This window comes from Clostridium sp. 1001270J_160509_D11 (assembly GCF_015667935.1).
Classification (GTDB): Bacteria; Bacillota; Clostridia; order Peptostreptococcales; family Peptostreptococcaceae; genus Intestinibacter.
In genome coordinates, this window is record NZ_JADPET010000014.1 from 16,049 (window position 1) to 30,947 (window position 14,899).

The window sequence follows — 14,899 nt, forward strand, 5'->3', positions numbered from 1 at the left end:
AAACTTTATCATGAAAAGAGGTTGTGCTTATGAGTAAAAAAGATATAGTTTTTTGTAAAGGTGGAGGGTGTACTGCTAAATTAGGGCCAGGAATTTTAAGTCGTGTTTTAGAAAGAATACCGAAAAAATATGATGAAAATTTACTGATAGGATTTGAAAGTAGTGATGATGCATCTGTATATAAATTAACGGATGATATTGCAATGGTTCAAACTTTAGATTTCTTTCCGCCTATGGTAGACGACCCATATACGTTTGGGAAAATAGCCGCAGCAAATGCATTAAGTGATATATATGCTATGGGTGGTGAAGTTAAAACGGCTTTAAATATAGTTTGTTTTCCAGAACAGATGGATTTAAATATATTGGGTGATATAATTCAAGGTGGTAGTGAAAAAGTAGAAGAAGCTGGAGGAGTTTTATCTGGCGGACATTCTATAATGGACCAAGATGTAAAATACGGCTTATCTGTAACAGGAATTATAAATCCAAATAAAATATATCAAAATAATGGGTGCAAAGTAGGAGATAAATTAATTCTAACTAAACCTTTAGGTGTTGGAATAATTTCAACAGCAAACAGAGTTGGTGAAGCTAGCAAGGAAGCTATGGATAAGGCTATAGAATCTATGTGCACATTAAATAAATATGCAGCAGAGATTATTAAAAAATATGATGTGCATGCATGCACAGATGTTACAGGATTTAGTCTTTTAGGACATTTAAACGAAATGGTTGCAGGAGATTGTTCAGCAATTATAGATAGCACAAAAGTACCATATATCAAAGAAGCTAGACAGTATGCAGATGAGTTTTTACTAACTGCAGCAGCACAAAGAAATCGAAACTTCCTTCAAGATAAAGTTTTATTTAATATATATGATTTTGCAATGGAAGAGATATTATTTGACCCACAAACATCAGGAGGGTTATTAATAGCTGTAAATCCTGAAGATGTAGAGGAAATAATGAAAGAATTAGAAACTTTAAGCTTACCATGTGGTGTTATTGGAGAAGTTGTAAATCAAAAACAACATAAAATAATAGTAGAGTAGATAATAAATTAAAATATATACAATGTAATTTTAGGAGGAATAACAATGAAAGAAATAAAAGTTGATGCAATGGGTGATCAATGCCCAATTCCAGTTATAAAAACAAAAAAGGCATTAGGTGAAATAAAAGAGACTACTTTAGTAGAAGTGCATGTAGATAATGAAATAGCAGTTCAAAATTTAAGTAAGATGGCAAAACAAAAAAATCTAGAATATACATGCGAAAAAATAGAGGACCAACATTACATAATTAAAATAAAAGCAGAGCTACAAAATAGCGAAACTGAACAAACAAAGGTTGAAGAAGAAACAAAAGAAGTTTGCTATCCAGATAAAAAGACTAATACAGTTGTAGTATTGAGTAGCAATAAGATGGGAGAAGGAAGCGAAGAATTAGGTCAAATTTTGATGAAAGGATTTATATATGCTTTAACTGAATTAGATGAGCTTCCAAGTACAATATTACTTTATAATTCAGGAGTTAAATTATCGACAGAAGGCTCTAACTCTATAAATGATTTAAAAACATTGCAAGCACAAGGTGTAGAAATATTAAGCTGTGGAACTTGCTTAAACTACTATGAATTAACAGAAAAACTAGAAGTAGGTGAAGTGACAAATATGTACTTTATACTAGAAAAAATGTCACAAGCCGACAAAATAATAAGACCATAATAGTTTTGTATAAAGTTGAATTAAATATAGAATTTGATTAGAAAAAATATTATCAATAATTTAATAAATATAATGTATACATTCGCCAAAACAGCTTTTTCTAAAAAAAATGGTGCTATAATTAACTTGTAATACGAAGATATTTTCTTAATACTTAACAAAAGGGGTGTATCTGTATGGAAAAGAGATTTTTAGCACCAAAAGAAATAGCCAATGCAATGGTTAACGTTGGTGTAGGAAAAGCAAACCTACCAGTTGGTTCAATGTTTTTACTAGGAATCTTGGCAGGAGCATTTATAGGATTTGGTGGATTAGGAAATACTGTAGCAAGTCAAACATTTGCTAATATTGACCCAGGTGTTGCAAAACTTATTGGGGCAGCAGTCTTCCCTGTTGGACTTATGTTAGTTGTTATATGTGGAGCAGAATTATTCACAGGAAACAACTTAATGACATTAGCTCTAATGAATAATAAAATTACAGGCGGTCAAATGGTTAAGAACTGGTGTGTTGTTTGGGTAGGAAACTTAGTTGGTTCTATAGCATTAGCACTTATAGTATTTTATGGTGATGTTCTAACTGGAGACGCTGCAACAAAAGCTATTGCAATAGCTGAAGGGAAAGCAGGTCTAGATATAATGACAATGATACTTAGAGGTATACTATGTAATATCCTTGTTGTTTTAGCTGTATGGATGGCAACAAGTGCACAAGATATTATATCTAAGATATTTTCATGCTGGTTCCCAATCATGTTATTCGTATTATGTGGATTTGAACATAGCGTGGCAAATATGTACTTTATACCAATAGGTATGTTATTGGGCGCTGATATTTCAATAGGAGCATGTGCAACTAATTTAATTTGTGTAACAATAGGAAACTTAATCGGTGGAGCTTTAATTATACCGGTTATATACTACTTTACATATTTAGCTGCAGATAAAAAGAAAGCTTCTAATGTATAAGATTTAAATATATAAGGGAAATTAAAAGATATCGTCAAGGATTTAATCTTTGGCGATATTTTTACGTCAAAATACAAAAAAAGTTAAAAATGGTAAGTAATTATTAAATAAATTAAATTCACCTTAAATAAAAATTGAATATGTGGTAAAATCTTTTTATAACTAGAATTATGTTTTTTTGAGATACACTTTTATTTATAGAAACATATATTAAACCATAATAAAATAATTAAACAGACTTAAAAATACAAAAATGAATATAGAAATAAAAAAACAATTTAGATAAGAACGTAAATATAAGAATAAAGAAGGAAGGAGTCTGTCAAATACTTATTTATATTGAAGTGAGGTTTGGCAATAAATATTTAAATATGAATAAAGAATTAGTTTATAATGACTTAGTAAAAATAGTTGATGCGGAAAATGTAAAAATGGATGAGCCTATGAAAAAACACATCTCTTTTAGAGTAGGTGGACCAGCTGATATATTAGTTAGGCCGACAACAGAAGAACAATTAGCTGAGGTATTAAAATATATAAATGAAAATGAACTTCCATACTTAATAATAGGAAATGGATCAAACCTATTAATAAAAGATGGTGGAATAAGAGGTATAGTAATAGAATTTGGAGATAACTTCAACAACTATGAAATAGAAGGAAATACAATAAAAGCACAAGCAGGAGCTTTATTATCTGTATTAGGAAAAGCAGCACTTAGAGAAAGTTTAACTGGATTTGAATGTATATCAGGAATTCCAGGTACACTTGGTGGTGGGTTAGCAATGAATGCAGGTGCTTATGACGGAGAAATAAAATCAGTTGTAAAATCTGTTAGAGTAATGAATCCACAAGGTGAAATATCTGAATTCACAAATGAAGAAATGGAGTTTGCTTATAGAAGAAGTAGACTTACTAACTCTGATTATATAGTTTTATCAGCAGAACTTGAGCTTAAAAAAGGTGACTATGACGAAATAAAAGCGTATATGGCTGATTTAACAAATAGAAGAGTAACTAAACAACCATTAAATTTACCAAGTGCGGGAAGTACTTTTAAAAGACCAGAAGGGTACTTTGCAGCAAAATTAATAGATGATTGTGGGCTAAGAGGCTTAACATTAAGAGGAGCACAAGTTTCTGAAAAACATTGTGGATTTGTTGTTAACAAAGGTGAAGCAACAGCAAAAGATATATTAGATTTAATGTACATTGTAAAAAGTACCGTTTTAAATAAATTTGGTGTAATGTTAGAAGAAGAAGTCAAAATACTTGGAGAGGATTAATATGGAAATATTAGCTGATTATCATACTCACACTGTATATAGTCATGGAAAAGGAACTATAGAAGACAATGTGAAAGTAGCAATATCTAAGGGGATAAAGACAATCGGTATTTCAGACCATGGGTATAAAAATATTGCCTATGGTGTGAAAATCGATGATTTTAAAAAAATGAGAGAAGAAGTAGATATTTTGAATGAAAAGTATAAAGACCAAATAAAAATACTTTTAGGTGTTGAATGCAATATATTAGATAATAAGGGAAATATAGATTTAACAGAAAATATTGCTCAATATTTCGATTATGTAATGGCAGGATATCATTTTGGATCTGTTCCAACATCTTTTAAGGGGATGGTCAATATGTGTCAAAATTACTTCTTTAAAAGTAAAAGTGAAAAAGCCAAAGAATATAATACTGAGGCAATTGTAAATACTATAAAAAATAACGATATATTTGCAATTACTCACCCTGGAGATAAAGGGGGAATTTATATAGAAGAAGTGGCTAAAGTGGCAGAAAATACTAATACTAGACTAGAAATAAATAGTAGCCATGAGTTTTTAAATGTAGAACAATTACAAAAAATAAAGGATTATAATCTTAAATTTGTTATAGGTTCTGATGCGCATATACCACAAAATGTAGGTAACTTTAAATTAGCATTAGAAACTGTAAATAAATCAGGATTAGATAAATCGTTAATCGAAAACATTATAGTTTAAGGAGGGGTCTTTAATGAAATTTGTAATAGTAACTGGATTATCAGGATCAGGCAAGAGTGAAGTAATGAAAGTCTTTGAAGATATGGATTATTATTGTGTAGATAATCTACCTCCAACATTAATAGTAAATTTTGCTGAAATATGTTATCAAGCAGGGTCAATGGTAGATAAGGTTGCACTAGGTATAGATATAAGAGGAATGAAATTTTTTGAAGACTTACACGAAAGTTTAAGAACATTAAAAAAAGAAAATTATCCTTTTGAAATCCTATTCTTAGACTGTGATGATGATACTCTTCTAAAGAGATATAAGATGACTAGAAGAAATCATCCATTAGCATTAAATAGACAAATACCAGAAGGCATAAAAATTGAAAGAAAGATTTTAAATCCATTAAAAGAAATTGCAAATTATATAGTAGATACTACTAATATGAAGCCTAAAGATTTAAAAGAAGAAATATTAAAAATATATTCAACTGGAGAGAAGCAAACAAATCTTACAATATCTGTACTTTCATTTGGATTTAAACATGGTATCCCTAAAGATTCAGATTTAGTATTTGACGTTAGGTTTTTACCAAATCCATACTACTTAGACAGTCTTAGAGATAAGACAGGGGAAGACCAAGAAGTTAGGGATTATGTTATGAATTCTGATATTAGTAGAGAATTTTATGCAAAGCTTACAGATATGATAGACTTTTTAATACCACAATATGTAGAAGAAGGAAAACACCATTTAGTTATTAGTATTGGCTGCACTGGAGGAAGACATAGATCTGTAACTATAGCTAATCTTATTGCTGATGAAATACAAAGCAATGGCTATAGGGTTGTTAAAAAACATAGAGATTTTATGTTAAAATAGTGCGGAGGTTATTATGGAAATATTTGGTATAGTTTTTGGGATAATGGGTATAGTATGTTTTGGCATAGCTATATATTTATTTATCCAAATGAAAAATGAAAGGATAAGATACTTAGAGTTAAAAAATAAAGAACAAAAAGGCCCTAATGTAGTAGTTATCGGTGGGGGAACTGGCCAATCAATTTTTCTAAGAGGATTAAAACATCATACAGAAAATATAACAGCGATAGTTACTGTTGCTGATGATGGAGGAGGATCAGGCGTTCTTAGATCTGATTTAGGAATGTTACCACCGGGAGATATCCGAAATTGTATTATGGCACTTGCAAATATAGAACCAACTATGAATGAAGTTATGCAATATAGGTTTGAAGATGGAGCATTAAAAGGTCAAAGTTTTGGAAACCTATTTTTAGCTGCTATGAATGGTCTATATGGTAATTTTGAGACAGCAGTTTACAAAATAGGCCAAGTTTTTGCAATAACAGGAAGAGTTTTACCAGTTACACTTGAAAATGTAGATTTAAGTGCAAAATTGGAAAATGGTCAAATTGTAAAGGGAGAATCAACAATACCAAAAGAAGTTAGAAAACAAAAATGTAAAATAGATAAAATTTCTTTAATACCAGAAAATTGCAGACCGCTAGATGAAGTAATAAGCTCTATACATGGAGCAGATATAATTGTAATGGGACCAGGAAGTTTATACACAAGTGTAATACCAAACTTACTAGTTCCAGGAGTAATTGAAGCTATCAAAAAATCAAATGCTAAGAAAGTATATATACCTAATGTTATGACACAACCAGGAGAAACAGAGGGATATAATGTATTAGATCATGTCCAAGCGATAATTAAACATACTGAACCAGGATTAATTGATTGCATTGTAACTAATAATGAAAAGATATCAGAATCTGTAGCTAGAAGATACAACGATGACGGTTCAACACAAGTTTTATTAGACAATGAGCAAAGATTAAAATTGAAATGTATGGGAATTAAGGCTGTGGAATCGAATTTAATAGAAGTAAAAGATAACTATATTAGGCATAATGCTGATGAAATTTCTAGTATAATTATTAAACTGGCTCTAGGTCATGATATGTAACAGTGAATAAAAAAGGATTTTATATCTTTATGAAGAAATTCTTATTATTATGTTGAATTAAGGAGTGAAAATCTATGAGAGAAGAGATTAGCGCCGGGGGTGTAGTCTTATTTGGGAATGCAATTCTTCTACTTAGAAAATTTAACGGAGATTGGGTGTTACCTAAAGGAAGGGTAGAGGAAGGTGAACAAAGAAAAGACGCGGCTCTAAGAGAGGTACTAGAAGAGACAGGAGTAAAAGCCGAAATTTTAAAATATTTAGGAGAAATCCATTACACATATAAAGAGAATTGGGATGAAAACAAGGCTGTCCATAAAACCGTTTTTTGGTATCTAATGAAATCGAAGGATATGGAGACAATTCCTTTAAAAGAAGAAGGTTTTGTGGATGCTAAATTCATACATTTAGATAGAGTGGTTGATTTAGCAAGGTATAATGATGAAAGAGAAATAATAAAGGTTGCACTAGAAGAAATAAAAAAAAGGAATAAAAAAAGCTAGAATTAGGTGATAGAAATGTCTTTTTCAAGTGAGACAAAGAATGAATTAGCTAGAGTTAAAGATATCGATGTAAATGATAAATTATCAGAACTATCAGCTATAGTTAGAATGGCTGGGACTATACAATTTGCGGGATTAAGAAAAATAAATGTAAAGATAACAACAGAGTTAAATTCAATTGCAAGAAGAGTATTTAAACTACTTAAAAAAGAATTTAATATAGAAACTACAATTTCTGTAAATAAAAATCAAATGCTAAAAAGAAATAACAGTTATGTTTTGATGGTTAAAAGTGAAAATGGGGCGGAAAGACTTCTTAAAAAGTTGGCAATACTAGAAGATAGAGATGGTTTCTTTCCGACAAACAACATACCACAAGAAGTATTTGATGATGAAGTTCTAAAAAGGGCTTATCTTAGAGGTGCCTTTTTAGGTGGAGGTTCTATAAGTGACCCCGAAAAAAATTATCATATGGAATTTGTAACTAATAACGAGGATTACGCAAATTCTCTTAGGGATTTAATAAACTCTGAAGGATTAAACGCAAAAATAGTTGCTAGAAAAAATAGTTTTGTTGTTTATTTAAAAGAAAGTGAACAAATTTCTGATTTATTAAGTATGATAGGGGCGTATCAAGCACTACTTAGTCTACAAAGTACTAAAATAGTAAAAGAAATGAGAAATAACGTAAATCGTATTGTAAATTGTGAAACTGCAAACTTATCAAAAACTGTAAATGCAGCAGTTCGACAAGTAGAAAATATAAAATTAATCCAAAGTAAAATAGGAATTAGTAGTTTACCAGAAAATTTACAAGAGATAGCGCTCTTAAGAGTAGAAAATGAAGATATGTCACTGAAGGAACTAGGGGAGATGTTAAATCCGCCTATAAGTAAATCAGGTGTTAATCATCGATTAAAGAAAATAGAGCAAATTGCTAATGATTTAAAATAGAGAACAAGGGGAATTTTACATAAATTCCCCTTGTTTGTTTTTAAAAAATATATTAATTTATACAGATAGGAAATGGGTATAAATTAATAAAAAATACGATTATATTAGATATTTATATACAAAGTTTATATTAGGAGGTGGAGATATGTCAGGCGAATTTGCGCACCTACATGTGCATACAGAATATAGTTTGCTAGATGGTTTTTCAAGAGTTAAGAAACTTATAAAAAGAACTAAAGAATTAGGTATGAAATCTGTCGCTATAACTGACCATGGAAATATGTTTGGTGTTATAGATTTCTACAAAGAGGCAAAAAAAGCTGGTATAAAACCAGTAATAGGATGTGAGCTATACACTGCACAACGTAGTTTAAAAGACAAGGACCCCAATTTTGATAAAAGGTACGGACATTTAATTTTATTAGCTGAAAATATGACTGGATACCAAAACTTAATAAAACTAGTTTCTATATCATATGTAGACGGGTTTTACTATAAGCCAAGGGTAGACATAGAAGCTTTAAGAGAGCACAGTGAAGGAATTATATGTTTATCGGCTTGTTTAGCAGGAGATGTTTCAAATGCATTAATGAACAGAAATTATGAAAAGGCAAAAGAAATTGCTTTAACATATAACGAAATTTTTGGACAAGGGAACTTCTTCTTAGAATTACAAGATCACAATCTTCCAGAACAAAAAGAAGTAAATGCATCATTAGTAAAATTATCTAAAGAGTTAAATATACCATTAGTAGCCACAAATGATGTTCATTATGTCGATAAAGAGGATTCAAAGGCACATGATGTTTTACTATGTATACAAATGGGTAAAACATTAAATGACCCAGCAAGAATGAGATTTGGAACTCAAGAGTTTTATCTAAAATCAAGAGAAGAAATGGAAGAATTATTCCCATATGCACTAGAAGCTTTAGATAATACTGAAAAAATTGCACAAAGATGTAATGTAGAGTTTGATTTTAATACAATACACTTACCAAATTATGAAGTTCCAGAAGGATATACAACTTCAAGTTATCTTGAAGAATTATGTTACAAAGGGTTACATGAAAGATATGAAAATCCAAGTCAAGAAATTATAGATAGATTAGAATATGAATTAGGTGTTATTAATAAAATGGGATACGTAGAGTATTTCTTAATAACATGGGATTTTATAAATTTTGCAAAAGAAAACGGAATAATGGTAGGGCCTGGACGTGGTAGTGCTGCAGGTTCAATAGTTGCATATACACTTAAAATAACAGATATAGACCCAATAAAATATAACTTACTGTTTGAAAGATTCTTAAATCCAGAGCGTATATCAATGCCCGATATAGATATAGATTTCTGCTATGAAAGAAGAGAAGAAGTTATAGATTATGTTAAGCGAAAATATGGGGCAGACCATGTTGCACAAATAATTACATTTGGTACAATGGGTGCAAAATTAGCTATAAGAGACGTCGGTAGGGTGTTAGATATACCATATAATAAAGTCGATAAAATAGCAAAAGAAATACCAAATGCATTAGGAATGACTATAGATAAAGCTCTTGAAACAAACCCTAACTTAAAGGCAATGTATGAACAAGACCAAGAGACAAAAACTATAATAAATATTTCTAAAGAGTTAGAGGGAATGCTTAGACATGCTTCTACACATGCGGCAGGTGTCGTTATATCTAAAAATCCGATTGATGAATATGTACCATTATACAAACATCAAGACGCAATAAGTACCCAGTTTACAATGACAACTTTAGAAGAATTAGGACTTCTAAAAATGGACTTCTTAGGACTTAGAACATTAACAGTTATAAGAGATGCGTTAGACTTAATTGAAAAAAATCACGGTGTAAAAATAGATTTTTCTAAGATGGATTATGATGATCCAAAAGTATTTGAACTTCTTTCAACAGGAAATACTTTAGGTGTGTTCCAAATGGAAAGTGCCGGTATGAGATCATTTATGAAACAATTAAAACCAAGTAATTTTGAGGATATAGTAGCCGGTATATCATTATACAGACCAGGTCCAATGGATTCTATTCCAACTTACTTAGAATATAAGCATAATCCAGAAAAAATAACATATATGCACGAGAAGTTAAAACCAATAATGGAAGTAACATATGGTTGTTTAATATACCAAGAACAGGTTATGGAAGTTGTTAGGGAGCTTGGTGGATATAGCTATGGACGAAGCGACTTAGTTAGAAGAGCTATGGGTAAAAAGAAAATGGATGTAATGGAAGAAGAAAGACAATATTTTATCCATGGAAAAACAGATGAAAATGGAAATGTAGAGATAGCAGGATGCGTTAGAAATGGTGTAGACGAACAAACTGCAAATAAAATTTTCGACGATATGATTGACTTCGCCAAATACGCATTTAATAAATCACATGCTGCGGCATATGGTGTTATAGCGTATGAAACAGCTTATTTAAAAGCATATTATCCAGTAGAATTTATGGCAGCATTAATCACAAGTGTAATGGGTAATACAGATAAAGTTGTTGAGTATATTAGAGAATGTAATGCATTAAATATAAAAGTTTTAAAACCAGACATAAATAAAAGTTTCGCAAAATTCTCAGTTGAAGATAACAATATAAGATTTGGACTTGCAGCAGTAAAAAACGTAGGTGTAAATATAATAAACAATATTGTTATTGAAAGAGAAACAAATGGAACATTTACTGATTTTATGAACTTAATAAAAAGATTAGATAGTAAAGATATAAATAAAAGAGTAATTGAAAGTCTAATTAAATGTGGCGGATTTGATGGAATGGGATACAATAGAGCCAGTTTAATGATGGGATATGAAAAAGTATTGGAAAGTGTATCTTTAGAAAGAAAGAAAAATGTTAAAGGGCAAATTTCTTTATTTGATGGATTCGACGGATTTGGACAAACTGAAGAAATAGATAAATTTGAAAATGAAATTACTTCTATTCCAAATATACAAGAATTTGAAGAAAGAGAAAAATTAGCTTTAGAAAAAGAAGTTTTAGGAATGTATGTTAGTGGGCATCCACTTTCAGAATATGAAAAAGAACTAGAAACAAGAACATCAATTAATACTAAAAAATTAAACGAATTAAAAGAAGACCTGGATAAATATTTATCTATGGACCAACAAAATGCAATAATTGGTGGAATGATTTCTAATAAAAGAATACAAACTACTAAAAGAAATGAAATAATGGCTTTCTTAGAAATTGAAGATTTATATGGAACTATGGAGGTAATTGTCTTTCCTAGAACCTTACAACAATATAATACTATTGTAAATGAAGAGAATATAGTTTATATTAAAGGTAGATTAAGTATACAAGAAGAGGAGAATGCTAAAATAATAGCTCAAGAAATAAAAGATATAAATGATAAAACTCCTTTTGTAGAAAATCAAAAAAAGGTATATAATAAACAAGTAAATAATATAGAGGAAAGTTTATTTCTAAAGATAGAAGATATAAATGATAAAGAAAACCTACAAAAAATAGAAAATATTTTAAAACTTTATCCCGGTAGAGATGAAGTATTCTTATGTACTACTGTGCCAAAGAAAAAATACAAATGGAATGGAAATGTTACAATTTCCAATGTTTTAATTGAAAATTTAAAGCAAATATTAAATGAAACTTGTATTAAAATTGTATCACAGTAATAAAATAATATAAAATACCCAAAAATATAATACGATATAGCTAAATTTTTTCCAAAAATATGGTATAATATCGTAGTATATGAATTGGGTAAGTTTTTTTAATTGACATGGGATAAATAATACGTATAGGGACTAAAAATGTCCCTTGGGAAAATGGTTTTAGGAGGTAGCTTATGAAAACAATAGGAATATTAACAAGTGGTGGAGATGCTCCAGGAATGAACGCCGCTATAAGAGCAGTCGTAAGATCAGCAATCTATTATGGTTGCAAAGTGTATGGAATTAATAGGGGATATAAGGGATTAATAGAAGATGACGTACAAGAAATGAACTTATCATCAGTAGGTGACATTATACATAGGGGAGGAACTATTTTAAAATCTTCAAGATGTGAAGAGTTTAAAACTGAAGAAGGAAGAAAAATAGCAGTTAAGGTTCTTAAAAAATATGGGATAGATTGTCTAGTTGTAATTGGAGGAGATGGTTCATTTAATGGGGCAAGTAAATTAAGTGAATTAGGGTTCCCAGCAATAGGGATACCAGGAACAATAGATAATGATTTAGCATATACAGACTATACAATTGGATATTTCACAGCTATAGAAACAGTAATTGATGCTATCGGTAAAATAAGGGATACATCATCTTCTCATGAAAGGGTTAACATTGTTGAAGTTATGGGAAGACACTGCGGGGATTTAGCTTTATATGCTGGTCTTGCTGGTGGTGCAGAAACAATAATACTACCAGAACATCCAGAAAATATAGAAACTGTATGTGACAGATTAGAAACAACTAAAAAAAGAGGTAAAAAACACAGCATAATCGTTTTAGCTGAAGGTGTAGGGAATGCACATGAAATAGGAAAACAAATAGCAGAAAGAACAGGTTCAGATTTGAGAGTAACAATTCTTGGACATGTACAAAGAGGTGGTAGTCCGACTGCATTTGACCGTATCCTAGCAAGTAGATTAGGGGTAAGAGCAGTAGAATTATTACTAGATGGTAAGTCTGCTAGAGTAGTTGGATTAAGAGATGATAAAGTTATCGACATGGACATACATGAAGCTTTAGCTATGAAAAAAGATTTTGATAAGTATACTTATAAAATGACACAAATTCTATCTATATAGTGCTATAAAAGTCAAAAATACTATTTTTTATAGTTTTAATTATATAATAATTTATGTAACAAGATTTAGGAGGATAACATTTATGTTAAAAAACGCAAAAAAAACTAAAATAGTTTGTACACTAGGACCAGCTTCTGATAGCGAAGAGGTATTAACACAATTAGTAGAAAATGGTCTTAATGTGTGTAGATTTAACTTCTCTCATGGGGATCATGCAGAACAAAAGGTAAGAATGGATACTGCGAAAAGGGTAAGGGAAAAATTAAATGTTCCAGTAGCATTATTATTAGACACTAAAGGTCCAGAAATAAGAACAGGAAAATTTGCAGACCCAGAAGTTCTTTTAGAGCAAGGTCAACAATTCATAGTAACTATGGATGATGTTTTAGGAACAAAAGAAAAATGTACAGTAAGTTATAAAGAATTAGTTAACGATGTTAAAGTTGGGGATACTATACTTATCGATGACGGTCTTGTTGGATTAAAAATAAACGAAATAAAAGGGAATGATATAATCTGTACTGTTGAAAACTCAGGAATAGTTAAAAACCACAAAGGTGTTAACTTACCAGGTGTAAAAATAAACTTACCAGCATTAACACCAAAAGATATAAGTGATATAGAATTTGGTATAGAACAAGATATCGATTTTATAGCAGCATCTTTCGTTAGAAAAGCTTCTGACGTATTAGCTATAAGAGAAATATTAGAAAACAACAATGCTACTCATATACAAATAATATCTAAAATAGAAAACCAAGAAGGTGTAGAAAACTTAGATGAAATATTACAAGTTTCTGATGGTTTAATGGTAGCAAGAGGGGACTTAGGAGTTGAAGTTCCAACAGAAGAAATGCCAATAATACAAAAAGACATGATAAGAAAATGTAATGAATTAGGGAAACCAGTTATAACTGCTACTCAAATGTTAGACTCTATGATAAGAAATCCTAGACCAACAAGAGCAGAAGTAACAGACGTTGCAAACGCTATATATGATGGAACTGATGCAATAATGCTTTCAGGAGAAACTGCTGCAGGTAAATACCCTGTTGAAGCTGTTAAAGTTATGGCATCTATATCAAAAAGAATAGAAGAAACTTTAAAATATGAAGAAATACTAAGAGAAAGAAACTTAAAAGGTTCTACAGTAACAGATGCTATAAGTTATGCTACTTGCACAACTGCAATAGAATTAAATGCTTCTGCAATAGTATCTTCAACTTCTTCTGGATATACAGCTAGAATGGTATCTAAATTTAGACCTAAAACACCTATCATAGCTGCTACTGATAGCGAAAGAACTAGAAGACAATTAGCTTTAAGCTGGGGAGTTTATTCAGTACAAGCTGATCAAGCAAAAAATACAGATGATGTTATAGAATATTCTATAAATGCTGCTAAAGAGGCAGATTATGTAAAACAAGGTGAATTAGTTGTAGTAACTGCTGGTGTACCAGTTGGTGAAAGTGGAACTACTAACTTAATAAAAGTTCACGTAATGAGTGAAGAAATAGCAATGGGTATGGGTGTAGGTAGAGACACTGTTGAAGGAAGAGTTAAAATCGTAAAAGATGGAGAAACTTGTGTAGACTTCAACGAAGGTGATATATTAGTTACATCTATGACAAATTCAGATATGAATCAATATATTGAAAAAGCTGCTGCTATAGTAACAGAAGAAGGTGGAATGACTTCTCATGCTGCTATAGTTGGTATAAACTTAGGGAAACCAGTTGTAATGTCAGCTTCTGATATAATGAATAAAGTTGAAAATGGGGAAATAGTAACTGTAGATGCTACTAGAGGAGTAGTTTATAGAGGCTCAAGTAGAGTTTTATAAGAAATTGTTATCCTAAATTGTCAAATTACGTAGCTGCAAACTTCTGGTACAATCAAGGTGCTAAAAGAATAGTAACTGCAAGGGAGATGTCTTTTGC

The 14,899-nt window shown here is 30.6% G+C and carries 12 protein-coding genes; all 12 read left to right on the forward strand.

Going from position 1 to position 14,899, the window contains the following annotated elements:
* Positions 1-29 precede the first annotated feature (29 nt).
* The 12 genes from selD to pyk all read left to right on the forward strand — a co-directional run bounded on the left by selD (position 30) and on the right by pyk (position 14,802).
* Positions 30-1,055 (forward strand): selenide, water dikinase SelD, encoded by a 1,026-nt coding sequence (gene selD / locus I4U58_RS02840; RefSeq protein WP_195929533.1) that lies wholly within the window; start codon positions 30-32, stop codon positions 1,053-1,055.
* Between the two features lie 45 nt (positions 1,056-1,100).
* Entirely contained in the window at positions 1,101-1,730 is a 630-nt protein-coding gene (gene yedF, locus I4U58_RS02845) for a sulfurtransferase-like selenium metabolism protein YedF (protein ID WP_195929534.1), read from the forward strand.
* Between the two features lie 176 nt (positions 1,731-1,906).
* On the forward strand, positions 1,907-2,698 hold the full coding sequence (locus I4U58_RS02850) for a formate/nitrite transporter family protein (RefSeq protein ID WP_195929535.1): 792 nt from the start codon (positions 1,907-1,909) through the stop codon (positions 2,696-2,698).
* A 371-nt stretch (positions 2,699-3,069) separates the two neighbouring features.
* A complete protein-coding gene (murB, locus tag I4U58_RS02855; RefSeq protein WP_195929536.1) occupies positions 3,070-3,984 on the forward strand; it encodes a UDP-N-acetylmuramate dehydrogenase in 915 nt (304 codons plus the stop codon).
* A gap of 1 nt (position 3,985) precedes the next feature.
* Positions 3,986-4,708 carry a PHP domain-containing protein gene (locus I4U58_RS02860; protein WP_195929537.1) on the forward strand — a complete coding sequence of 241 codons (723 nt, stop codon included), beginning with the start codon at positions 3,986-3,988 and terminating at the stop codon, positions 4,706-4,708.
* A 13-nt stretch (positions 4,709-4,721) separates the two neighbouring features.
* On the forward strand, positions 4,722-5,579 hold the full coding sequence (gene rapZ, locus I4U58_RS02865) for an RNase adapter RapZ (RefSeq protein ID WP_195929538.1): 858 nt from the start codon (positions 4,722-4,724) through the stop codon (positions 5,577-5,579).
* Positions 5,580-5,592: 13 nt separating this feature from the next.
* Positions 5,593-6,690, forward strand: coding sequence for a gluconeogenesis factor YvcK family protein (locus tag I4U58_RS02870; RefSeq protein ID WP_195929539.1), 1,098 nt, complete (start codon positions 5,593-5,595; stop codon positions 6,688-6,690).
* Positions 6,691-6,764: 74 nt separating this feature from the next.
* The gene (locus tag I4U58_RS02875) at positions 6,765-7,190 is read left to right on the forward strand and encodes an NUDIX hydrolase (RefSeq protein ID WP_195929540.1); all 426 of its coding nucleotides are present in this window, start codon (positions 6,765-6,767) and stop codon (positions 7,188-7,190) included.
* Between the two features lie 15 nt (positions 7,191-7,205).
* Positions 7,206-8,144 carry a DNA-binding protein WhiA gene (gene whiA, locus I4U58_RS02880; RefSeq protein ID WP_195929541.1) on the forward strand — a complete coding sequence of 313 codons (939 nt, stop codon included), beginning with the start codon at positions 7,206-7,208 and terminating at the stop codon, positions 8,142-8,144.
* Positions 8,145-8,289: 145 nt separating this feature from the next.
* The gene (locus I4U58_RS02885) at positions 8,290-11,826 is read left to right on the forward strand and encodes a DNA polymerase III subunit alpha (protein WP_195929542.1); all 3,537 of its coding nucleotides are present in this window, start codon (positions 8,290-8,292) and stop codon (positions 11,824-11,826) included.
* Positions 11,827-11,999: 173 nt separating this feature from the next.
* Complete coding sequence (pfkA, locus tag I4U58_RS02890) at positions 12,000-12,959, forward strand: 6-phosphofructokinase (RefSeq protein WP_195929543.1); 960 nt, start codon at positions 12,000-12,002, stop codon at positions 12,957-12,959.
* Between the two features lie 82 nt (positions 12,960-13,041).
* On the forward strand, positions 13,042-14,802 hold the full coding sequence (pyk, locus tag I4U58_RS02895; protein WP_195929544.1) for a pyruvate kinase: 1,761 nt from the start codon (positions 13,042-13,044) through the stop codon (positions 14,800-14,802).
* The last annotated feature ends 97 nt before the right edge of the window (positions 14,803-14,899 follow it).